Consider the following 21,636-nt stretch of genomic DNA (forward strand, 5'->3'; position numbering starts at 1 on the left):
CCGTCACCGACTCGTTATCTTTGATCTGCAAATATGACCCAGGCGCTATTCTAAGTGCTCCACCGGGCCAAAACAACAGACTATACCCGCGTAGGTAAATCATAATAAAAACTGCCGTAATCAAAGGAGCATCGCATGAGACACAAAGTAACTTTGTATTTGGCTGCGGTTTCAGCTTTTTCTGGAAGCTATGCCCTCACGGCACAAGCGGAAGGTAAACCAGAAGGTTTTATTGAAGGTAGCAGCCTTACTGTTCTAAACCGCAACTTCTATTTCAATCGTGATAATCGTGATGCATCTGCGCCGACTTTCAACAGCGGCAAAGGCAATACCAACGGTTATTCCGAAGCTTGGGCACATGCGATAATCACTAAATTCAACTCTGGTTTTACGCAGGGCACTGTGGGCTTTGGTATAGATGCGTTTGCAATGATTGGCATCAAGCTTGATACTGGTGGCGGGCGCAACGGTGGCCGTAGCAGCTTTGACGTGCTGCCTGTTAACGGTGACGGCGAAGCACGTGATGAATACACTAAGGTGGGTGGAGCAGCGAAGTTTCGGCTGTTTGATACTGTCGTAAAGGTTGGAGATGTTTTCCCCGCAACACCCGTCGTGGCATCGGGAGATTCTCGCTTACTCCCTGAAAGTTTCCGCGGCGTGACGGTCGAAAATAGTAGCATTCAAGGCCTAACCTTGCAGGGTGGTCGACTGCATGCGATGAGCCAGCCTGGTTCCAGCAACTTGAACGATAACTTTGCCACATTTTATGCCGGCCCGGTCAACTCGCCTTGGATTGGGTACGGCGGCGGTGATTACCAAGTCAACGACAACATCACGGTGAGCCTTTACGCCAGCCAATTGAAGGATGTTTGGAATCAATACTATGCCGGTAGCAGCCTCACTTACCCACTCAGCGATGATTTGACGCTTATCGGCGGATTCAACTACTACAAAGCTGTAGATGAAGGCAAGAAGCGCCTGGGCGAATTCGACAACAATATATGGAGCGCCAAGCTCGGCGTCCGGTACGGTGCGCATACTCTTGCACTGTCTCATCAGCGAAACAATGGCGATGACGACTTCGACTACCTTCGTCAATCAGACTCAATCTTCGTTGACAACTCAATACAGTACAGCGACTTCAACTCACCGAAGGAACGCTCTTGGATGCTGCGCTACGACTTGAACATGACCAGCTACGGTATTCCGGGGCTATCGTTCATGACTCGTTATGCCAGAGGTTCTGGTGCAGACTATTCGAACGCCAATCAATTCTATATGCGCACTGATGGTAACGGCGATCCGCTCACGAATCAAAAACGTTGGGAGCGTGATATTGAAGTCAAATACGTCGTACAAACAGGTGCGGCGAAAGATCTTTCCTTGCGATTACGTCAAGCAAATACTCGTGCCACTGCATTCGAATCGGACTTGGATGAAGTACGCCTGATCGTTGAATATCCACTTTCGATACTGTGAGCCCTAAACAAGATCGATTTATTCATGTGACTCGCCTAAAACAAAAATAGCGAGCTTAAAGAATTCACCTTGAGTTGCTTAAATGCTCCTTTGGTAAAAGGTGAATATTTTGCGCCCCCCTGGGGCGCTTTTTTTTACCTAAAATTCGAGTAAATCTTCGAGTACGCGCACCGCGTCCCGATGGAGTTCATGACTGCACCAGTGACCGCCTTCTTCAGCATGAGAAAAATCGCCCTCATCTGCACGGAATAAAATGGCCATAATAAAAAAAACAACCCAACATTTCATAAGGTCAATTCAGCAGTAGAGAAATAACCCGCAACTGGTTGGTCCGAGCCACGATATAATATATCGCGATGTTATCAAGTGTATTGCTCACTGATTACAAGTACGTTATTTAGCCCCCACCCAAGTGGTTTTGAATTATCATTCCTGCCAATGATGACAGCGCATTCGCGTAGTTAAAACAGCTCAGTCATATCGAGACAAAATCCAATGCGAATTCTGGTAATTGAGGACGAAGTAAAAACTGCCGAATATGTGCGCCAAGGCCTTACGGAGAGCGGTTATATCGTGGATTGCGTACATACCGGATACGACGGGCTTTTTCTGGCCAAACAACATATGTACGAGTTAATCATCCTAGATATCAACCTGCCGGAGATGGATGGGTGGCAGGTACTTGAATTGTTGCGAAGAAACAATTGTCTTTGTAGAATTATGATGCTTACTGCTCGAAGTCGCTTGGTTGATAAAATCAGAGGACTAGAGAATGGTGCAGATGATTACCTAATTAAGCCTTTTGAATTCCCGGAACTGCTTGCTCGAGTTCGCGCACTGATGCGCAGGTCTGATAATCCAGCATCTGTTGAGATCATTCGCGTAGCCGATCTGGAGCTGGATCAAAGCCGTCATAGGGCGTTTAGAGACGGTCAGCGTATCGACTTAACAACGAAGGAATTCGCACTTCTGCACTATTTAATGAGAAATACGGGAATTGTCCTGAGTCGTACACAGATCATATCTCAGGTATGGGACATGAATTTCGACTGCGATACAAATGTTGTAGAAGTTTCAATTAGAAGATTAAGAGCCAAGATGGATGATCCTTTTGAAAACAAACTGATACATACACTCAGAGGCGTAGGATATGTTCTAGAAAAACGCTAGCGTGCTGTTCTTGAAGCAATCACATACGCTCCTGTGATTTCGCCGACTCACGGGCACTTCAGGTTTCATCCAAGTTTGTCTTTCACTTGGCGCTTCTGGCCTACCGCGTCGGATATACATTTCGGCGCGCAAAAAACTTGCTAATCGAAGCTTTCAACTCGCCTACCGGTCCAAAACCGTGGTGCGAAAAAACACCATACCCCCCCGAAACAGCGCTCGATAATGCTTATCCACAAGCTGGATTTCAGTGTCCAATGTATGTGGAAGCGTTCAGACCCGCTTTCACTTTAGGTATTTGTGAGTAACGTAGTTGCCGATGATAAAGTGTAGTTCAAGGAACGTGGATTTTTATCAGTTGATACTCTCATAATCTGGTGAGACGAACTACGTGACGGTGCCACGGCGCACATATCCATGTAGTTGCGTGTGGATATGATAAATCTACCGGGGCATGAAGCCTAAGCATGCCATGGAGTGGACAATACGGTCGTGACTTAAAGGTCGCATACTCTATGATCTCTGAAGGCGAGCAAGTGAATCACTCCGGCTCTCTAGATACCTTGCAAGCTCATTGCATAACGCTTTTAAACTCTACAGTGAAAGCTACATATTGAAACGATTACGGCGTTTTGCGTTGATGGTTGACGATATTCGACACCTCCCCTTGCCGTCGGGTTAAGCCGTCACACTTGCTCAATCGTCAGAACTTTTGCATTAGCTTGAGTATCGCCATAAGCGTCCGGGCATCACGCCTTGCGTGATTAAAAAGATTGCGGCAGCAACTGATCGATTTCACTCGCCCGCTGCGTCGGCAGCCGCGTGAGAGCATCCTTCAGATATGCATACGGATCATGACCATTCAGGCGCGCAGACTGGATCAGACTCATGATCGCTGCCGCACGTTTTCCGCTGCGTAAGGCCCCTGCAAAGAGCCAGTTCTTGCGCCCAAGGCCCTATGATCGGATCTGGTTCTCTGCCCAGTTATTGTCTATGGGTACAGCCCCGTCATCGAGGTAGCGCGACAGCGCTGCCCAGCGTTCGAGACTGTAATCGAGTGCTCTGCTGATGGCTGAGACTTCAGGCACGAGGTCACGCTAGGCAATCAACCTGGCGTGCAGCATATTCATCACCCGTACAGCTTTTTCTTGCCGTATTCGGAGTCGTAAATCCGGCCCCAGATCGCGACTTCGCTTTCAATTTCGTACAACAACTGGATATAACGCAGAGCTTGCTCCGCAAGCGTGCTTTTATTCTTAGCGTGCAGCTCAAAGAAATTACGTTGCGCATGAGCCATTCACCCGATCTCGGTCACGTCTAGTTCGAAGCTGGCTTTGTAACCGACACAATCATCGCAGACCAGCTTGTCCTTCCAGTCATTCAGGAAGTTGCGAGCGTGTTCTCCGGCGCGGCTAGGGCTGAAGTCGTGAACCACCGCTGCCGCGTCCGAGAACTGGCTGGTGGCATAGGACCAAATATAAGAACTGTGGGTTTTCTTAGTTCCCGGCATGAGCATTTGCACAGGTGTCTCATCGGCTTGAATAATCTGCTGCCCGAGAACCACGTCGCGCAGCGCATCAACCAGCGGCTGGAACTGAACCCCAGTCACGGCCATCTGGCCACCGTCGGTGAGGCTATGCACGCTAACTCCTCCTCTCTTTCTCTTCGTTAAGTAGCATCAGCCATGAATTCATTCAAAAAGACCGTTCAAGTCATTGCACTCGTTGCAACGCTAAATGCAGCCTCATTGTTACAGGCAGCGTAATCAATTGCCGTCTACAAAGCCCCTAACTGTGGCTGCTGGACCAGGTGGATCGCTTATCTGAAGGAGTGGTCGACTATATGGAAAACAACATTAGCGATATGAACGAGAAGCTCGGCGTACCCGTAAATCTGGCGTCGTGCCACACGGGAGTTGTAAGTGGGAAATTCGTCGAAGGCCATGTTCCGGTCACACAAATTGCTGAACTAAGTCGACGAGCCAATCTGGACGGAATAGCTGCCTTCGGTATGCCCGTGGGATCGCTCGGAATGGAGTCAGGTGACCGACGCAGCGCCTACCCGGTAATTGGGATGAGCAAGTCAAGGGGAGAGACGGTTTTACAGGATTTTCGGGCCCGCTAGTGGCTGAGGAACCGCTCTACTAAACTGGTTGAATACCGGATACCGGGTTTCGAAAAAGCTACAGCCGGCTGATCAAATCTTCCGGCTGGAGTCTGATTAGCGGATCGCTGTATCCAAGCAAATATTAGTCGAAAATTTCCCGTAAAAACGATTTCTTATGATAAACCTGCTCTTCCTGATGCCTCGACTGATTCTGATGGCCGTTCTGATATCCGTCCCGCCAACCACCACCGTGACCAGGCTGCGGCGCGGAGTGGCCGTGCTTAGTGCCGCGTTTGTTGTCATGGTGGCCAGAAGACGGCTGGGCATACACAGGTTCAGACGGAGGTGTACCTTGCAGCGACTGAGATACGCTCTGTGGAAGAAAACGAGCTTCTTGTTCTTCCTGCTGGCTACGCTCGATGATCTTGTCGAGTTCTCCCCGGTCAAGCCAAACACCTCGACATTGCGGGCAATAGTCGATTTCAACGTTTTGACGTTCCGACATTACCAACAGTACTTCTTTGCAAACTGGGCAGTGCATGGTTCTCTCCTCCAGCGAATGAGCTATATAAAACGCAGCAGCCATTTCACCGACGCAGCAGCCGCAAGCCATTGAATACGACGAGCAAGCTCGCCCCCATGTCGGCGAAAACGGCCATCCACAATGTCGCGAAACCAGAGAGAGCCAACGCCAAGAAGACAACTTTTATGCCCAGAGCCAAAATGATGTTTTGCTTTAGAACCGAGGCGGATCGGCGACTCAGGCTGATAAAGTACGCGATTTTTCGAGGGTCGTCGTCCATGATCGCAACGTCAGCTGTTTCGAGAGCTGTCGCTGTCCCTGCGGCTCCCATTGCGAAACCTATATCGGATTGCGCTAAGGCGGGGGCGTCATTAACGCCGTCACCAACCATCCCAACGGCGCCATATCTGCGTTTGAGTTCAGCGACTGCAGTCTGCTTGTCCTCTGGCATCAGATTTCCACGGGCATCCTCGATGCCCAATTGCTCAGCGATCGACCTCGCCGTCGCAGGATTATCCCCAGTCAGCATTACTGGAACCACGTTCAAAGCCTTCAAAGCAGCCACAGCTTCAACACTCTCCGGTCGGACTGTGTCTGCGACCGCGAATATCGCGGCGGGGCCGCTATTGCCGCATAGCACGATCACCGTTTTGCCAGTTTCCTCAAGCCGTGAAAGTCTGGCCTCCAGCTCCGAAGAACACACGCCCAACTCCTCAACCAAACGATGGTTGCCTAGATGCCAAAGATGACCGTCGATCGTGCCTTTCACGCCTCGGCCATTTAGCACACTGAAGTCACTGACAGGCAGAGCCACAGCGCCAGGCTGCTGCGATTTCCACCCATTGACCAATGCTTTCGCTACTGGGTGGGTACTTTGCTCATCAAGACTCGCAGCAATCAAAGTTGCCTTCTCGATAGACAAGTCACTGAATATATCTGAGTCAGTCAGAACTGGCTTGCCCTGAGTCAACGTGCCTGTTTTATCCAGAGCAACCACCTTCAGCAGGCGCCCGCTTTCCAGGTAGGCACCACCCTTGATCAAGATTCCATGCCGTGCGGCTGCGGCAAGACCACTCACAACAGTGACAGGCGTTGAGACGACCAAGGCACAAGGACACGCGATGACCAACAACACCAGGGCCTCATACAACCATTCACCCCACGTACCACCAAGCAGCACTGGGCCTAAAACGGCAACAAGAAATGCCACCGCCACTACGGCTGGGGTGTAATACCGTGCGAACTGGTCAACGAACCTCTGCGTCGGCGCCCGCTGAGACTGCGCATCCTGAATCGCGGCAGCAATACGAGCGAGCGTACTTTCGCCAGCGACTGCCGTGACAGTCGCCTCCACGACGCCGTCTGTCACGATACTGCCAGCATATAGCGGATCCCCCTCTGCCTTATCTACTGGCAAGCTTTCACCAGTGATAGGGGCTTGGTCGAGAGCAGCACGACCAGATTCCACCCTCGCATCCAGCGGTACCCGCGACCCTGTGCGAACACGAATACGGCTGCCGAGAACGACATTCTCAACCGGGTGTTCTTTCCAGCCAGCTTCGGTCATGACTTCCGCAGTCTCAGGAGCTAATGCAGTCAGCGATTTAATCGCGTTACGCGCTCGCTCAAGTGAGAGTGCTTCGATGGCTTCGGCAATAGCGAAAAGGAAAACCACCATCGCGGCTTCCGGCCACTTGCCAATCACCATGGCACCCAAGACAGCCAAAGACATCAAGAAGTAGATGTTCAATGTGAAGTTCTTTACAGCGATCCACCCCTTCTTCAGAGTTGGTAGACCAGCAGTAAGAATGGACAGCGCAGCCAAGGACATTACAGGCAAAGAACCCTCCTGTCCGGTCGTCCAAGCGATCACTTCAGCGGCGATGGCAGCTAGACCGCTGACCGCCAGCAGCCCTTTCAAGCGCGTCGTCAGAGCAGGTGAAATGGCATTCGGGGTTGCGCCGGCCTCGATGAGATTGGGCCCCATATCCAGCGCGGTCAAAGCGATGACTATCGCCTTCGGATCATCCAAGCGATGATGCACTGTCAGCTCACGATCCAACAGATTGAAATCAAGTCGTGCGATGCCAGGCATCGGCTCTAAGCGATTACGAATTAGCCGCTCTTCGGTAGGGCAATCCATCTTATCAATGCGATACCGAACCAGGGTCGTGCCTTCTGGCTCAGCCATGGCCGAATGTGAAGTCACCGCCCCTGCGGAATCCACTTTGCTCAAACAGCAATGGTCGGCATCGGAATGGGCTTGAGCTGAAGTGCCATGATCGTGTGCGCTATGGTCTTGATTATGGTCGGTGGACTTGGCTCCACAAGGCTGAGAATCCTTCGAACCGCACGCATGCGATCCCGTTCTGCCCAAGCTCTCGGCGTGATCAGGCCCATGCTCAACATGATGTGCACGAGAATGAACCTGTTTGGCGAAGGTCTCGCGGGGGTCAGCAGAACAGCAATCGTCCGACTTCGGCACGAGGTGCAATTTGGCTTTCGACGGGTTTTCCTGGCTCATGACGCATCTACCAATAAGGATATGGCGTCATTGAACAGCCTGTAGTAGCTACAGTGTCAAGCAATGAGTTTGAAATTTCGACTGGGCCGAGGGCGCCGCTCGAGTCTACGTCCCTCAGTGCGAGCGCCTGATAGCTGCATGCTGCGATGCATCAGCCAGGTTGGTCAGCACCTCAAATGCCCACTCAGCTTTCACCCTGGGAGTCATGCATATCGAGCAAGTCGTCAATCGCGTTGTGAAGCCTACGAGTAAACGTTTGGAGAAATCCGCCATGATGGTTTTCGACGCCATTGGCATGTGTCGGCTGTAGACCTCTCTAAGCGCTCATTACCATCGGTAGCCGACAGGGTTAAGGGTAGAAATATCCAGAAAGCTCCTCGACACAGTCGCACCAGCATGTCCTCCTCAACAACCCTACTACAAGCTTTTCGGCATTAATTAGGAGATGCCCACTGGAAATCCGGTGACACCTGCTAACCGAGAATAAAACCCCGCCATGTCTGGCGGGGTCTCATCAATCACCCTTCTTGTGCTTATGCACGTCCAGGTCGGGATGCTTAGGCTTGTTCTCGGGGGTTACACGGCGACGCTGGTCTGTCTTGCCGGTTGATTCGGCAATTGGCTTGGGCCCAGGTTTGATGGCCATAGAACTTGCTCCTTCAGTTGATAGGTATATGCCCTGGCAAACGTCTGCCGTGTAAGCGTTCGCTCAGTACGGTCACGAGATTGAGGGCCCCAAACACTATAGCTTGATATTTTTATGCCAGCAGTGGCGCACCACTTTAGTAAGCGTCTGCCGAACACATCTTGCACCAGCCCGTTTGGTGTAGACGGACGCTCGAAAGACCCTGTCGAGACTATCGCGCTATTCGGTTTCAATGGCAGCTTGCTCCCCTATGCTCTTGACTCGTCTAGGAGCAGCAACCAGAGCGAGCCCCAGCAGCGGGTTCGAACAGTGACTCAATAATCGTACAGTCTGGAGTGTTCGAGCCTAGGCATCTTGACTCACACGTGCCTGCCATTGAGAGCAGCTCTATCCGGATCTGCAGGAGCTTAGCTACCTTAGATTCCACTTCTGCCAAGTGCTTCTTGACCACCGACAACGCATCAGCACACGGACGATCAGCATCTGCCGCGAGCGCAATGAGTTCGCGGATATCGTCGAGTGGAAAGCCCAGTTCACGATTCTGCCTGATGAAGATGAGTCGTGACCGATGCTTTTCGGTATAGATTCGATGCCGCCCTGTCGACCGTAGGGCCGGAGGGAGAAGGCCTATTTTCTCGTAGTAGCGAATCGTTTCAATGTGGCAACCCGTTGATTTCGACAGCGCTCCGATTCCTGACATCCAAACTCCCCAAGCATTTTCTTGAACCTGTAGTAGCTACAGATATTAACCTGCTCAATCGAAAAATGATTTCACGCGTTTTAAGGGCATTCCGTGGACAGAGAACAGCTAGAGAAGAACCAGATTCCCGTTTACTTCGTCGCGGTCATTGTCGCGGCTATCGGGGGCCTGCTCGCACCTGATGCCTCTCAAGCGTTAGGTGCGTTGGTGACACCAGCCATCGCTGTGCTGATGTACGCCATGTTTCTGCAGATCCCATTCTTGGATCTTCGCAAAGGGCTTGCAAACAAGCGTTTCATGACCGCGCTGCTGACCGCCAATTTCGTCGCCATCCCCCTGTTGGTTTGGGCGTTGACGATGGGCCTAGCCGACCACCCGGCGATTTTGGTGGGCGCACTATTGGTCTTGCTGACGCCTTGTATCGATTATGTTGTTGTGTTTACCCATATCGGTAAGGGCGACTCCAAACTGACTCTGGCGGCAACACCATTACTACTCGTGCTTCAGCTTGTGCTACTACCCCTCTATCTAGCCTTCATGGTGAGTGATGACTCGGCGGTGGTTATATCGGTCGGCCCATTTGTTGAGGCCTTCGTAGTGCTGATCGCTTTACCCTTGGTCTTGGCAGTAGCAACAGCTGCCGGGGCAAAGGGGTCACGCATCGTTGAGGGCTGGAACAATGTATGGGCTTGGATGCCTGTGCCAGCTATGGCGGCTGTATTGGTCGTAGTGATCGGCTCTCAGATTTCAACGGTGGTCAGAGACATGGACAAGCTGCTGCCTGTTATTCCCGTCTACATTGGTTTCATGCTCTTGGCACCCGTGGTGGGTGCGCTGGTGGCTCGGGCGTTTAAGTTACCGGCTAGCACGGCAAGATCTGTCGCTTTCAGCAGTTCGACACGAAACTCATTGGTAGTTCTACCATTGGCATTGGCCTTGCCCGAGGAAATCAGAGGGCTCGCTGCGGCAGCAGTGATTACTCAAACGCTGATTGAGTTGGTCAGCGAACTAATTTACATCCGAGCAATTCCTGCTTTGGTGTGGCGCAAAATGTAGATGCCAGGGAAGACATAAGCACAAAACACCCTGCGCGATTAAACAGGTGCCCACCTGTGCGGCAGCAGCTTGTTAATCTCACTCGCGCGCCGCGTCGGCAGGCGCGTGAGAACATCCTTTAGATAGGCGTACGGATCATGGCCATTCAGCCGCGCTGACTGGATCAAGCTCATGATCGCCGCAGCCCGTTTTCCGCTGCGTAGCGACCCGGCGAAGAGCCAGTTCTTGCGCCCAAGAGCCCATGGCCGGATCTGGTTGTCGGGTAGTCAGACGCGGTTGCCCGCGTCCAACCCCCTAAGAACCGTGCATGCGAGTTTCCCAGCACACGGCTCAAGCCTCTGCTAAGGCGCCATTGGGCACCCGGTTATACATCGTCGACATTGGCAAATTGCACATCTCGTGGGCAACGCAGGTGGTAAATCTCAAGATTAGCCGCAGCGTCCGTCCCGCCATGACCTAGCTTCACAATATGGCGACTGTGCCACGGTGTGTCTTTGGTCACCGGCTTGAAGCAGGCGCAGCACCTGCCGCCCTGTTGCACCCATACCCGATACAGCTTGGCTCGACCTTTAACGGAAGTGAGCATCTTCTTGCCCCAGCGGGACTCGAAGTACTCATCCCATGCAGGGTCGTGAGGGTTGGCAGCAGCCTTAATCTTGATATGTCGCACAATCGGTGTGTCTGAGGCGTCTACTAGCGTGTACTGACGCTTCCGACCATCGGCGGATTTTTCAGTACACGAGAACACCCAACGGCGCGCCCCTTGTACTTTGAAATACCGATCCTTCACCCATCGGCGTGTCTTGCGAGGGTGGCGACGTACCGCCCATCGCCAGAGCATTTCCCACACTGCGCTGTCCACCTGGTTGAAGACCTTCTTGGCGACGACATGACTGTGATAGTTCGCCCAGCCCCGTAGAACCGGGTTGAGCAAACCTATCAAGTTAGCCTGTCGTATCGTTTTGTTGGTCTTGATCAACTCTCGCAGCTTGGCAAGTAGAGCCCCGATGTTCGCCTTGGACGGCTTGATCAGGAGCTTGCCGTTGTACTTGCGCAGGTTCCATCCGAGGAAGTCGAACCCGTCCCCTATGTGCGTTATCTTGGTTTTTTCCGGAGAGAGGACAAGTCCACGCTCTGCCAGAAATTCAACCACGGCGGGCCTGACTTCATTCTCCAGCCATTCTTTCGAACAACCAGTGATGATGAAATCATCTGCATAACGCACCACGCGCATTTTTCGGGCTGTCCACTTCGCGTTGGGAAATCTCTTCGCCAGCATCGCTTCCAACCCATCCAGCGTCATGTTCGCCAACCCCGGGGATATGATGCCTCCCTGCGGGGTTCCGGCGTGGCTGGGGAATAGCTGCTTTTGGTAGACATAACCAGCCCGGAGCCATTTCTGCAAAATCGCCTTGTCCATGGGAATGTTGGCGATCAACCAGTCATGGCTGATATTGTCGAAACAGCCTTGAATGTCGCCCTCTAACACCCATTCCGCGTTTGCTTTTCGTGACAGCACACCAAAGCACTGTGCGACGGCATCCGCAGTTGAGCGTTCCGGCCTGAACCCATAAGAGTTCGGGTCGCCGGTAGTTTCCGCTATCGGTTCCAGAGCCAGCAGATGAAGCGCCTGCATGGCCCGGCATTTCATCGCGGGAATTCCAAGAGGTCTCGTTTTGCCGTTTTTCTTCGGAATAAGCACTCTCCGAAGCGGGAGCGGCGAGTAACCTCGCCGCGTCAACGACTCTATCGCGCCGAGCTTGGCCCTAGGCGTATTCCAAGTAACCTTGTCCACGCCGGGGGTATTTTTGCCTTTGTTTTCAGACACCCGTTTCACAGCAAATGCCTTGCCACTGAACGAGTGAGTCAGCAGCCATTGCAGGGCTTTCACCTTGTTATGTCTGCCATCTTGTACAGCCTTCACAATACGCGCTTGCAGCCCTCTGACACGACGTTGTACGGCGATCCAATCGATGCTGTCCCACGACGTGCCGGAAGGTGCACACGCCAATGCTGCTGCGTTCATTTGCTCTCCTTCCGTTGAAAGGGTTCTACCTACTCTCGTGTGAAGAGAGACCATGAGGACGTCTGCCCGCTTTCGCGTGAAGTGATGTTTCAACCTCTATCCAACCCATTACAGGACGGCGTTCGCTTTTTCCTCGTTCCTTCGCCCGCACCGCCATGGGCAATTTTTACAAACGGCTTTCCCTGACGGGAGCGATACGGGATTTCCACGTTCCGCTTACTGAAGTGCGTCGGGTTAGGTGCCTGCTATCGACCGGGAGGCATGTGGGTCACGAATGCGTAGTAGAAAGACGCAGTTCCCACCTCCATTACCATTTTGGTTCGAGCGTGTAAGCCATTTCCGCTCGCTTAATTTAACGATCGTTGCGCAGATTCACGTGTGTTCACCATACCAACTATCTAGCACTTGTCCGGCCATGGCTGCCAGAAGGGTACGCCTCTCACGATTGGTACCCCGCACCTTGCGGCGCCTCGTAACATTGTCGAAGGCGCTCTTGATTCAGCCTTCTAGATTCACCCGGTGACACGGGTGGTTCCCACCAAGGGGGAACAACTTCATTAAGCGACTTCGTGTCGCACCTCCGCCCAATTATTATCAATGGGAACCGCCCCGTCATCGAGGTAGCGCGACAGCGCTGCCCAGCGTTTAAGGCTGTAATCGAGCGCTCTGCTGATGGCCGAACCTTCGGGCACAAGATCACGCTGCGCGTTCATCCAGGCATGCAGCCTATCCTTCACCGGTACGGCTTTTTCTTGCCGTATTCGGCGCCGTAAATCCGGCTCCAGGTCTCTGACTTCTCTTTCGATTTCGTACAACAACTGGATATAGCGCAGGGCTTGCTCGGCGAGCGTGCTTTTATTCGTAGCGTGCAGTTCAAAGAACTTGCGCCGTGCATGGGCCATGCAGCCGATCTCGGTCACGCCGAGTTCAAAGCTGGCCTTGTAGCCGCCAAAATCGTCGCAGACCAACTTGCCATTCCAGTCCTGAAGGAAGTCGCGAGCATGCTCTCCGGCGCGACTGGGGCTGAAGTCATAAACCACCGCTGCCACATCCGAGAACTGGCTGGTAGCGTAGGACCACACATAGGAGCGGTGGGTTTTCTTTGTTCCCGGCATGAGCATCTGCACCGGTGTTTCATCTGCGTGGATGATTTGTTGCCCAAGCACTACTTCGCGCAGCGCATCGACCAGCGGCTGCAACTGAACTCCGGTCACGCCAACCCATTGAGCCAAGGTTGAACGTGGAATCGCCAAGCCCGCTCGACCTAAGATCGATTCCTGACGGTAAAGCGGCAGATGGTCAGCAAACTTGGCGATCATGACGTGTGCGAGCAGGCCCGAAGTCGGGATGCCCTTATCAATGACCTGCGGCGGAACCGGTGCCTGGATCAGCGTTTCGCAGTTATCGCAGACCCACTTGCCACGGACATGGCGTTCGACGGTGAACACGCCGGGCGTGTAGTCCAGCTTCTCGCTAACGTCCTCACCGATGCGCTTCAGGGCGCAGCCGCATGGGCGGTGAGTGTTGTCCGGTTCGTGATGGATCAACGTTCGCGGAAATTCTGCCGGCAATGCCGTGCGCTTGGGCCTTAGCTTTTCCTCGGTCGCCTCTGGTGCTATTTGCAACGCCTGAAGCTCGGCCTCAATCGCCGCGATATCAGTATCGATCAGGTCATCTAGCAGGCTGGCCTGTTCAGGATTCATCTGCTCGCTGCGCTTGGCAAACTTCAAACGCTTGAGCTGGGCGATCTCGTGGGTCTGTTTCTCAATGACTGTTTGATCACGGTTGATTTTCTTGCCCATAGTGTCGACTTGCGAGAGCAACTGCGCTGCGAGGACGCGCAGTTGATTGGGAGACAGTTGGTCGAGATTGGGCGAAGAAGTCATACGCCGGACTTTGCCAGAGCGGGCGTTTCGCGACGATAGACCGATAGGCTAATGGCTGCCGTTAAAGCAGTGTGATCGAGCCTCCAGAACCTGCGCGTTGCCATGGCAGCCCCAGCAACAACGTTTGAAGTTGCTCGGCATCCAGTTCCATCTCAGGACCATGGCGGATGCCAGGCCAGTGGAACTTGCCTTGGTTTAACCGGCGCGCCGCCAGCCATATTCCGAAGCCGTCATGCACCAGCACTTTCATGCGATTGGCGCGGCGGTTGGCGAACAGATAAGCGCAGTGCGGCTGCGCCGCACCGAACACCGCGATCACCTTGGCTAGCGCCGTTTCGGTGCCTGCGCGCATGGCCATCGGTTCGGTGGCGAGCCAGATGGAGTCGATGTGAATCATCGCAGAATATCTCGAAGAAAAGTCGCGCAGGCGGCAGCACTTTCAGTGGGCCAGTCCACTTTGATGATGGCGCGCGGGTGCTGTATTTCAACGCAGATATTCGATGATGCTGGATGGGAGTTCGCCCCCGCCAGCGGCATGGCTAACGGAATAAATGCAGGTGGGTGTGCCGGAATTTTCTGCGTTTGCAGCCGAATCCATTTGTGGACGAGGTTTGCGTTGAGGCTATGGCCGAGCGCGACGCTGGCAATCGAAGCGCCTGGTTGGGCGCACTCTTGAATGATCTGGGCTTTGAAGGATTTGGAATAGGAACGGCGTGTTGGCTGCATGAAATACCCGCTTGAAAGGCTAGAATTGGTGTCCACTTAATTTAAATGCACACCATGTCTTCGCTTTGCAGAGCTGGGTAGATGACCTGGCCGGACGGTTACCCACTTTATTCTGACTCCGCAGATCATTATCACGGGTTTTTAAGACTTTACTCCGCGCAGTGGGGCTACGGTATATGGCTTTACCCAACACCTTGCAACAGGCATTTCGACGGTGATGGCGGATTGGGCAAAAGCAGCCAGTGAGGGTGTTTTTTTGGCTATGCCGGCAGCTCTCAGATTACTTGCCTGCAGTTGATGGCCAAGAAAATCGCCGTGATTCAAAGCACGTCGGGAGATGTGCCAGATTCTGGTCTCGACTCGCTGAACCAAGATGGTGATTCAGTTGAAATGACACTTGCAAGGCAGCTCATTGCTTCATAGTTTGACGGCCACCTTCGGGTGGCCATTTTTTTATAACGATCCCAATTTACCAGCGGCCAACTCGACACTTCAAAAACCATGCGTCCTGGAAAACCTATTTCCTGATGCACCTAAGAGACTGGTTTGAGAGGGTGTATTCGCTTTTGCGCGAGGACGCCCATGAACCTACCACGCCCTACTCGAACCACAGCGATACTCAGTCTGTGCCTTGCATTATTGGCAGGCATTCTGTGTTATGAGCATCATCAACTCTCCCAACTCCGCACCAGCTTGGCTGCGACTGCAGACAAAGAGTCGCTCGATGCGTTGTTGACGCGGCTTGGCAAAGTCGATGAGCGACTGGGCACGGTAGCCGGCAACCACCTGGTGACCAACGAGGACTTCCGAGCCGGGCAGCAGGCTTTATCGAATCGAATTGATGCCGCACAAGCGTATGCAAAGCAAGCGACGGAGTCAGCGCAAGAAATCTCTCAAAATGCTGCGTCTGCTGGTGAATTGCTAGTCCTCAAAGCCAGCGTCGAAACACTCGATAGCCGTCTTCAAGAACTCAGTCAGTCACGCATCAAACAAACCACTGCTGTGCCCCTCAAGCCCAAGCCTAAGCCCGTTGCCCGCCAACCAAAGCGGCCAAAACCGCCCGCTACCGCCACTGTCACACCGCAAACACCCCCTTTTACCGTTGTCGGTATCGAGTATCGCGGCGGTGAACGCTTTTTGTCCGTAGCACCGCCTGGCAGCACGCAGTTGAATCAAATTTACCTTATCCGACCTGGTGACGCTGTGGCGGGCACCGCCTGGCGACTCAACGCGCTGGACGGAAGATCCGCACGCTTTGACGTGGCCGGAACACCTCAAACCGTAACCGTCGCGCAATAGGACCTCCTTTATGCACTCCCCTACCACTTCCTCGAAAACAATGAAGCCCAGGAACATTTTGGGTTTCATTGCAGGCTTGGCCACCTTCGCGTTTGCATACGGCTGTCATGCGGCTTCGGGGCAATCAACGTCGATCTCGAACACTCAGAACAGTGAAGTTCACAACTCTTCTCAAGGAGCAAGTCAGACAGAACTCGCCCGCGAGTGGGGATTGACCCCCCAAGAATGGTCCCGTTTTCAAACTGTGATGGAGGGTCCTCGCGGAATCTATTCGCCAGGCCTGGATCCTCTGACAGCACTTGGCATCGAAGCGAAGTCGGAGGAGGAGCGGCGACGCTATGCAGAGCTGCAGGTGCGAGCCGAGCGACAGCGTATCGATAAGGAACTGGCGTACCAAAGGGCCTATGACCAAGCCTTCGCACGTCTTTACCCCAATGAAAAAGTCATCCAACTATCGTCCAACCCTGCATCTGCTCCTGGCTCGGGAGCGTTAACTGCTGTGAAAGGCACTGGACGACTAGCCGTTTTTGTTCAAGACAGTTGCAACGCATGTATTGACCGCGTCAAAGACTTACAAAACCAGAAACAGTCCTTTGATCTGTACTTCGTTGGTAGTCAAGGTGATGACGAAATAATTCGCCGCTGGGCCATCTTGGCTGGAGTCGAACCGGCCAGCGTGAGAAGCCGACAGATCACATTGAATCACGATGCCGGTCGATGGCTTGGCCTTGGACTCGGCGGTGAGCTGCCGGCCGTGGTACGCGAGGTGAATGGACAATGGCAGCGTCTGTAATTCGCGCGGCTTTAACGGGGGGGCTACTGCTCACCGCGGCATTTGCTAACGGTGCCGAGGTTCCGCCACCGGCCTATCAGTTGATTGCCCTGCCTGCCGGCGTTCCGTCCGAGGTGCTGTACTCCGTTGCACTGCAAGAGAGTGGCACCCGACTTCGCGGCCAGATCGTCCCCTGGCCCTGGACGTTGAATGTCGCCGGCGCCGGATATCGCTTTGCGACACGCAGCGATGCTTGCAGAGCGTTGATGATCGCCCTTCAGACCGCAGGCCCAAATAGAGTCGACGTCGGGCTTGGACAAACCAACATCGGTGCCAACGGCCACCGTTATAGCTATCCCTGCGAAGGGCTGGATCCGTACAAAAACCTCTCGGTTACGGCCCAGATCCTGGCTGAGCAAAAAGCCAAAGGAGGCGACTGGATCACCGCTGCTGGTCGGTACCACCGCCCTGCCGGAGGCGAACCCGCTGCCCGATACCGACGAGCTTTTGCCAAACACCTCAGCCGGGTCACCGGTATCAACCTGATGGCGAATAATCCATGAATAGATTGCTGCATCTGCCTGTTTTGCTGTCTTTGGCCTCCCCCATGGCAGTGCATGCCACCTCGCTGATTGTTGTTGAAGACCGAGGGGGTGTTTCCGCTCTGCCCTACTACCAGTACTTGGCTCCAGAACCTACTGAGCAGTCAGCACAGTCAGAGAATATTGGTGTGCGTGGGCAAGGCTCGTTTCCAGTGCGCTCTGACCAACTGACACCCGGGCAGGTACAGGGCCGGGTAATCAATGCACCTGGCCTGCAACCATTGTTTCTTGTAGGCGACGATGAAAGCTCCAGAAAGTGGTTATCACAGCGCCGCGATCAGTTACAGCAACTGCAGGCAGTGGGCCTTGTGGTTAACGTGGCCAGCGCCGAGCGGTTTGCCGAAATCCAACGATGGGCAGGAAATCTACAGTTGGTCCCGGCTCCATCAAATGATCTGGCACAGCGCTTGGGAGTCCAGCATTACCCGCTGTTGATCACTGCCACAACGATCCAGCAGTAACCAGGGTATGGCCTCTCTTACGCACATCACCTTGGTCATCAAGCAACCAGATGACCCACGAGCAGGCCAACTGCTTTTTGAACAGGTCACCTATGTCGCCAAGCTCTATGGCGGCACCGTCATCGCCCGCGTACCTGGTGACGAGGTGGAGCTATGTCAGCGGCTAAAAGAACGACTGCCCGAGGCAGTTGAGCAAGCGAGGCAAGAGTTGGCCAATTCATCATCACGCATGAAAGGAGGATCCCGGCCCCATGAAGCTGACCAAGAAGCAACGCTGCGAGCTTCACGCTAAATTCGCGGGCCATTGCGCATACTGCGGTGTGCTGTTGGGTGACCGGTGGCATGCGGACCACATGGAAGCAGTATGGCGAGAACCAGAGAGGGTGGACGGCAAGTACTCCGGTGCCATCATTTTGGGGCGGCCAGAGAACCACGCCATCAGCAACATGATGCCCGCGTGCGTGCCGTGTAATTTGAGCAAGGCAGCGATGCCACTAGAAGTCTGGCGAGAGCGCATTGCTGGACACGTCAACTCCCTTAACAGCTACCACCCCATATACCGCCTGGCCAAGTCCTATGGGCTGATCGCTGAGACAGGCAAGCCAGTCGTTTTCCATTTCGAAACAGTGGGGCCATTGTCCCCTTTCACTCATAGGAAGTGATCCATGACCACCTCCTACACCATTGAGTCGTTACTACGCCCTGCTGTTGAGCTGTACACAGTTTGCGTATGTGCCGCTGCGGCGTTGCTCTGTATTTTCGCGCCCTGGGCGGTTGCTCTGACGCCTTTATTCGGCATGGTTGCCGGTACAGGCTTTCTGGGTCTAGGGTTCGTCCGCCTCAAACAAGCGTTGGTAGTGCTGCGTTACCGGCGCAATATTCGGCGCCTACCCCACTACACCATGACCAGCAAAGACATGCCGGTCAGCAATGAGCGGCTATTCATCGGTAAAGGCTTTCGCTGGACCCAAAAACATACTCAGCGGTTGATGGAGACTTACCTCCCAAAGTACGCCGAGTATGTCGAGCCCACGTCTATCTATACCTTTGCTCGCAGAATTGAGGAGCGTCTGGAGTTCGCACCCTTTCCACTCAAATTGCTGTCAAAGGCTACCTCGTGGGATGTGCCATTTAACCCGGCGCGTCCACTTCCTCCAGTCGGGGGGCTACCGCGCTTACACGGTATAGAGCCGAACGAAGCGGATGTCAGCCTGCCACTGGGTGAGCGGGTTGGACACTCCCTTGTATTGGGGACTACTCGTGTTGGAAAAACCCGCTTGGCAGAGTTGTTTATCACCCAAGACATCAGGCGTACCCGCCGTAGCCCCCGGCGCCGCGTTCATATGGGGCGCCGCGTGCAACCCGTTCATCGAAGCCAGCGCAATGTAGAAATGGACCTGGACCGCGAAGTGGTGATTGTCTTCGATCCTAAAGGCGACGCAGACCTCCTGAAGCGCATGTACATCGAATGCAAGCGCGCAAACCGACTGGAGGAATTCTACGTGTTCCACCTAGGCTGGCCCGATCACTCCGCTCGCTACAACGCCGTCGGCCGGTTTGGTCGGATCTCGGAGGTTGCCACCCGCATTGCCGGCCAACTTTCGGGGGAAGGCAATTCCGCGGCATTCCGGGAATTCGCCTGGCGTTTCGTCAACATCATCGCGCGCGCCCTCGTGGCACTGGGACGTCGGCCGGACTATGAACAGATCCTCAAGCATGTGACAAACATTGACGCGCTGTTTATTGAGTATGCGCAGAAGCACTTTGCTGAAAATGATCCCAAAGCCTGGCAAACCATCGTTGAGCTGGAAGGAAAGATCGATCGTAAGAACCTCAGTTTCGCCATGAAGGATCGACCGCTACGCGTGGTGGCCCTGGACATGTACCTCACTCAGCAACGCATCTCCGACCCAGTGATGGAGGGTCTGCGATCAGCCGTACGCTATGACAAAACCTATTTCGACAAGATCGTGGCCAGCCTTCTGCCATTGCTGGAAAAACTGACCACAGGCCGGATTGCAGAGCTGCTATCTCCCGACTACATGGATCTTGAGGACCCACGACCAATCTTTGACTGGATGCAGATCATCCGCAAACGGGCAGTGGTCTATGTCGGCCTGGACGCTTTATCTGATACAGAGGTAGCTGCAGCGGTGGGCAACTCGATGTTCAGCGACCTGGTGTCAGTTGCGGGTCACATCTATAAGTTTGGCATCGATGATGGCTTGCCCGGGGCCACCGGCGGCAAGGTAGCAATTAACGTACATGCGGACGAATTCAACGAACTGATGGGCGATGAATTCATACCGATGATCAACAAAGGCGGTGGTGCCGGCATGCAGGTCACGGCCTATACCCAAACCATGAGCGATATTGAGGCAAAAATCGGTAACCGGGCTAAAGCTGGCCAAGTCATCGGTAACTTCAACAACCTGTTCATGTTACGTGTACGTGAGACTGCAACCGCCGAGCTGCTGACCAACCAGTTGCCAAAGGTCCAGGTGTTTACCAGTACACCAGCAAGCAGTGCAAACGACGCTATTAACGGCAACACCGCTTTCACCTCTAACACTCACGATCAGATCCAAAGTGTCAGCGTACCGATGATCGAACCGGCGCATGTGGTTGCCCTACCCAAGGGGCAATGCTTTGCCCTGATAGAGGGCGGGAATTTGTGGAAGATTCGTATGCCGTTGCCGGCAAGCGATCCCGATGAAGTGATGCCCAAGGATCTTCAGGCCTTGGTTGAGGGCATGCGTAAAGGATCCGGAACCAGCAGCGACTGGTGGCAAGCACCGGGATATGACGCACTAAGTGAGTCGCTTCCTGATGACTTGGTAGACGACTTCCGCCAGATGGCCAATAACGGAAAAGCCGCATAGGCTTGAAGGAACAGAGCCATGGCCGATATCGCGGAAAAAGCCCAGCAACAGCAGGAAGGTCAAAAAAACTTCCTGGGCATGCTGTTCTCTACCCCTTTTCATTTCTTGGGGGTGATGTTCGGCTCCTTGCTCGGCGCCATCGTCGTTGAATGGCTTTGCATGTACACGTTCTGGCCGGATGCCGGCTGGAAACATGCTCAGCAGATGTTCCAACATGAACTGGGCTGGCTGTCCCAGGATCTGCTGCACAGCGTTGTCATCAAAGAACCGGGGCGTACGGCAACCTGGCTGGCACAAACGGTCTATGACTGGCTGATGGTGAAAACCGGCATGCAGGACAATATAAATGCACTGACACAGTACGCTCGCTCAACATCACCACAACAAACGGGAACCTTGAACCTTCGCTACGAACTCGGTCGGGCGATGATCAAATTCCAGGACTATGGCTTAGCCGCGTTATACACAGTCCTGACCTTCTGTGTGCGAATGGTCATTCTGACGTTGACGATTCCGCTGTTCGCACTGGCGGCGTTCACTGGCTTGGTCGATGGCCTGGTGCGGCGTGATCTACGAAAATTCGGCTCCGGCCGCGAGTCAAGTTACCTGTATCACAAAGCCCGGGGGACGATCATTCCGCTGACCATCGTGCCCTGGACGGTCTACCTGGCCATCCCCATCAGCATCAGCCCCCTTTTGATTCTGTTGCCCTGCGCCGTGCTGTTGGGTGTGTCCGTTTACATCACCGTTTCAAGCTTCAAAAAATACCTTTAGGAGCTGC

19 protein-coding genes and 4 pseudogenes are annotated in these 21,636 nt (G+C 53.8%); 13 read left to right on the top strand and 10 right to left on the bottom strand.

Annotated elements, in window-relative coordinates:
• Positions 1-135: 135 nt before the first annotated feature.
• The gene (locus ACLH0J_RS30100; RefSeq protein WP_024073368.1) at positions 136-1,479 is read left to right on the top strand and encodes an OprD family porin; all 1,344 of its coding nucleotides are present in this window, start codon (positions 136-138) and stop codon (positions 1,477-1,479) included.
• 495 nt (positions 1,480-1,974) lie between these two features.
• Entirely contained in the window at positions 1,975-2,649 is a 675-nt protein-coding gene (locus ACLH0J_RS30105; protein WP_019818115.1) for a heavy metal response regulator transcription factor, read from the top strand.
• A gap of 761 nt (positions 2,650-3,410) precedes the next feature.
• Here the strand turns inward: ACLH0J_RS30105 and tnpC (ACLH0J_RS30110) are convergent.
• Positions 3,411-4,255, bottom strand: a pseudogene (gene tnpC / locus ACLH0J_RS30110) (IS66 family transposase); the annotation flags it as partial.
• 233 nt (positions 4,256-4,488) lie between these two features.
• Here tnpC (ACLH0J_RS30110) and ACLH0J_RS30115 point away from each other — a divergent pair.
• The gene (locus ACLH0J_RS30115) at positions 4,489-4,770 is read left to right on the top strand and encodes a DUF411 domain-containing protein (RefSeq protein WP_181125140.1); all 282 of its coding nucleotides are present in this window, start codon (positions 4,489-4,491) and stop codon (positions 4,768-4,770) included.
• A 124-nt stretch (positions 4,771-4,894) separates the two neighbouring features.
• Here ACLH0J_RS30115 and ACLH0J_RS30120 read toward each other — a convergent pair whose 3' ends face one another.
• The 4 genes from ACLH0J_RS30120 to ACLH0J_RS30135 form a co-directional block, all read right to left on the bottom strand.
• Positions 4,895-5,293, bottom strand: a complete 399-nt coding sequence (locus ACLH0J_RS30120) for a zf-TFIIB domain-containing protein (protein WP_073844972.1) — start codon at positions 5,291-5,293, stop codon at positions 4,895-4,897.
• Between the two features lie 46 nt (positions 5,294-5,339).
• Complete coding sequence (locus ACLH0J_RS30125) at positions 5,340-7,799, bottom strand: heavy metal translocating P-type ATPase (protein WP_024073364.1); 2,460 nt, start codon at positions 7,797-7,799, stop codon at positions 5,340-5,342.
• Between the two features lie 514 nt (positions 7,800-8,313).
• Positions 8,314-8,445, bottom strand: a complete 132-nt coding sequence (locus ACLH0J_RS30130; protein ID WP_024073362.1) for a hypothetical protein — start codon at positions 8,443-8,445, stop codon at positions 8,314-8,316.
• A gap of 265 nt (positions 8,446-8,710) precedes the next feature.
• Positions 8,711-9,145, bottom strand: coding sequence for a MerR family transcriptional regulator (locus ACLH0J_RS30135; RefSeq protein WP_024073361.1), 435 nt, complete (start codon positions 9,143-9,145; stop codon positions 8,711-8,713).
• Between the two features lie 93 nt (positions 9,146-9,238).
• Here ACLH0J_RS30135 and ACLH0J_RS30140 point away from each other — a divergent pair, with 93 nt between their 5' ends.
• Positions 9,239-10,201 carry an arsenic resistance protein gene (locus tag ACLH0J_RS30140; RefSeq protein ID WP_024073360.1) on the top strand — a complete coding sequence of 321 codons (963 nt, stop codon included), beginning with the start codon at positions 9,239-9,241 and terminating at the stop codon, positions 10,199-10,201.
• Positions 10,202-10,239: 38 nt separating this feature from the next.
• Here the strand turns inward: ACLH0J_RS30140 and ACLH0J_RS30145 are convergent.
• From ACLH0J_RS30145 to tnpA, 5 genes and pseudogenes are all read right to left on the bottom strand, one after another.
• Positions 10,240-10,461 (bottom strand): annotated as a pseudogene (locus ACLH0J_RS30145) (transposase domain-containing protein); the annotation flags it as partial.
• A 104-nt stretch (positions 10,462-10,565) separates the two neighbouring features.
• The gene (gene ltrA / locus ACLH0J_RS30150; RefSeq protein WP_024073359.1) at positions 10,566-12,227 is read right to left on the bottom strand and encodes a group II intron reverse transcriptase/maturase; all 1,662 of its coding nucleotides are present in this window, start codon (positions 12,225-12,227) and stop codon (positions 10,566-10,568) included.
• Between the two features lie 578 nt (positions 12,228-12,805).
• Positions 12,806-14,113, bottom strand: a pseudogene (gene tnpC, locus ACLH0J_RS30155) (IS66 family transposase); the annotation flags it as partial.
• Positions 14,114-14,174: 61 nt separating this feature from the next.
• The gene (tnpB, locus tag ACLH0J_RS30160; protein WP_024073357.1) at positions 14,175-14,510 is read right to left on the bottom strand and encodes an IS66 family insertion sequence element accessory protein TnpB; all 336 of its coding nucleotides are present in this window, start codon (positions 14,508-14,510) and stop codon (positions 14,175-14,177) included.
• Positions 14,507-14,839, bottom strand: coding sequence for an IS66-like element accessory protein TnpA (gene tnpA, locus ACLH0J_RS30165; RefSeq protein WP_073844970.1), 333 nt, complete (start codon positions 14,837-14,839; stop codon positions 14,507-14,509). Before tnpA ends, tnpB begins: the two co-directional genes overlap by 4 nt.
• Before the next feature lie 191 nt (positions 14,840-15,030).
• Between tnpA and ACLH0J_RS30170 the strand changes: the two are divergent.
• The 9 genes and pseudogenes from ACLH0J_RS30170 to ACLH0J_RS30210 all read left to right on the top strand — a co-directional run.
• A pseudogene (locus ACLH0J_RS30170) lies at positions 15,031-15,262 on the top strand (DEAD/DEAH box helicase); the annotation flags it as partial.
• Positions 15,263-15,421: 159 nt separating this feature from the next.
• On the top strand, positions 15,422-16,138 hold the full coding sequence (locus ACLH0J_RS30175) for a hypothetical protein (RefSeq protein WP_024073356.1): 717 nt from the start codon (positions 15,422-15,424) through the stop codon (positions 16,136-16,138).
• A 40-nt stretch (positions 16,139-16,178) separates the two neighbouring features.
• Positions 16,179-16,931 (top strand): TIGR03759 family integrating conjugative element protein, encoded by a 753-nt coding sequence (locus ACLH0J_RS30180; RefSeq protein WP_024073355.1) that lies wholly within the window; start codon positions 16,179-16,181, stop codon positions 16,929-16,931.
• On the top strand, positions 16,916-17,473 hold the full coding sequence (locus ACLH0J_RS30185) for a lytic transglycosylase (protein ID WP_008437382.1): 558 nt from the start codon (positions 16,916-16,918) through the stop codon (positions 17,471-17,473). Before ACLH0J_RS30180 ends, ACLH0J_RS30185 begins: the two co-directional genes overlap by 16 nt.
• Positions 17,470-17,973: an integrating conjugative element protein gene (locus ACLH0J_RS30190; RefSeq protein ID WP_008437383.1), complete on the top strand. Its 504-nt coding sequence runs from the start codon at positions 17,470-17,472 to the stop codon at positions 17,971-17,973. Before ACLH0J_RS30185 ends, ACLH0J_RS30190 begins: the two co-directional genes overlap by 4 nt.
• 7 nt (positions 17,974-17,980) lie before the next feature.
• Complete coding sequence (locus ACLH0J_RS30195) at positions 17,981-18,265, top strand: hypothetical protein (RefSeq protein WP_024073354.1); 285 nt, start codon at positions 17,981-17,983, stop codon at positions 18,263-18,265.
• The gene (locus ACLH0J_RS30200) at positions 18,225-18,635 is read left to right on the top strand and encodes a hypothetical protein (RefSeq protein WP_008437384.1); all 411 of its coding nucleotides are present in this window, start codon (positions 18,225-18,227) and stop codon (positions 18,633-18,635) included. The genes ACLH0J_RS30195 and ACLH0J_RS30200 overlap by 41 nt, the downstream gene beginning before the upstream one ends.
• 3 nt (positions 18,636-18,638) lie before the next feature.
• Complete coding sequence (traD, locus tag ACLH0J_RS30205) at positions 18,639-20,855, top strand: type IV conjugative transfer system coupling protein TraD (protein WP_024073353.1); 2,217 nt, start codon at positions 18,639-18,641, stop codon at positions 20,853-20,855.
• Positions 20,856-20,873: 18 nt separating this feature from the next.
• Positions 20,874-21,629, top strand: a complete 756-nt coding sequence (locus ACLH0J_RS30210; RefSeq protein ID WP_008437388.1) for a TIGR03747 family integrating conjugative element membrane protein — start codon at positions 20,874-20,876, stop codon at positions 21,627-21,629.
• Positions 21,630-21,636: the final 7 nt, after the last annotated feature.

The organism is Pseudomonas sp. MPB23 (genome assembly GCF_046605395.1).
Taxonomy (GTDB): domain Bacteria; phylum Pseudomonadota; class Gammaproteobacteria; order Pseudomonadales; family Pseudomonadaceae; genus Aquipseudomonas.

What these genes read in the sequence shown, in the direction of transcription:
- ACLH0J_RS30195 (WP_024073354.1), top strand. Translation starts at nt 17,981, where the DNA reads ATGGCCTCTCTTACGCACATCACCTTGGTCATCAAGCAACCAGATGAC.
- ACLH0J_RS30210 (WP_008437388.1), top strand. Translation starts at nt 20,874, where the DNA reads ATGGCCGATATCGCGGAAAAAGCCCAGCAACAGCAGGAAGGTCAAAAA.
- ACLH0J_RS30115 (WP_181125140.1), top strand. Translation starts at nt 4,489, where the DNA reads ATGGAAAACAACATTAGCGATATGAACGAGAAGCTCGGCGTACCCGTA.
- traD (WP_024073353.1), top strand. Translation starts at nt 18,639, where the DNA reads ATGACCACCTCCTACACCATTGAGTCGTTACTACGCCCTGCTGTTGAG.
- ACLH0J_RS30130 (WP_024073362.1), bottom strand. Translation starts at nt 8,445, where the DNA reads ATGGCCATCAAACCTGGGCCCAAGCCAATTGCCGAATCAACCGGCAAG.
- tnpB (WP_024073357.1), bottom strand. Translation starts at nt 14,510, where the DNA reads ATGATTCACATCGACTCCATCTGGCTCGCCACCGAACCGATGGCCATG.
- ACLH0J_RS30180 (WP_024073355.1), top strand. Translation starts at nt 16,179, where the DNA reads ATGAAGCCCAGGAACATTTTGGGTTTCATTGCAGGCTTGGCCACCTTC.
- ACLH0J_RS30190 (WP_008437383.1), top strand. Translation starts at nt 17,470, where the DNA reads ATGAATAGATTGCTGCATCTGCCTGTTTTGCTGTCTTTGGCCTCCCCC.
- tnpA (WP_073844970.1), bottom strand. Translation starts at nt 14,839, where the DNA reads ATGCAGCCAACACGCCGTTCCTATTCCAAATCCTTCAAAGCCCAGATC.
- ACLH0J_RS30200 (WP_008437384.1), top strand. Translation starts at nt 18,225, where the DNA reads ATGAAGCTGACCAAGAAGCAACGCTGCGAGCTTCACGCTAAATTCGCG.
- ACLH0J_RS30105 (WP_019818115.1), top strand. Translation starts at nt 1,975, where the DNA reads ATGCGAATTCTGGTAATTGAGGACGAAGTAAAAACTGCCGAATATGTG.
- ACLH0J_RS30120 (WP_073844972.1), bottom strand. Translation starts at nt 5,293, where the DNA reads ATGCACTGCCCAGTTTGCAAAGAAGTACTGTTGGTAATGTCGGAACGT.
- ACLH0J_RS30135 (WP_024073361.1), bottom strand. Translation starts at nt 9,145, where the DNA reads ATGTCAGGAATCGGAGCGCTGTCGAAATCAACGGGTTGCCACATTGAA.
- ACLH0J_RS30175 (WP_024073356.1), top strand. Translation starts at nt 15,422, where the DNA reads ATGAACCTACCACGCCCTACTCGAACCACAGCGATACTCAGTCTGTGC.
- ltrA (WP_024073359.1), bottom strand. Translation starts at nt 12,227, where the DNA reads ATGAACGCAGCAGCATTGGCGTGTGCACCTTCCGGCACGTCGTGGGAC.
- ACLH0J_RS30100 (WP_024073368.1), top strand. Translation starts at nt 136, where the DNA reads ATGAGACACAAAGTAACTTTGTATTTGGCTGCGGTTTCAGCTTTTTCT.
- ACLH0J_RS30125 (WP_024073364.1), bottom strand. Translation starts at nt 7,799, where the DNA reads ATGAGCCAGGAAAACCCGTCGAAAGCCAAATTGCACCTCGTGCCGAAG.
- ACLH0J_RS30185 (WP_008437382.1), top strand. Translation starts at nt 16,916, where the DNA reads ATGGCAGCGTCTGTAATTCGCGCGGCTTTAACGGGGGGGCTACTGCTC.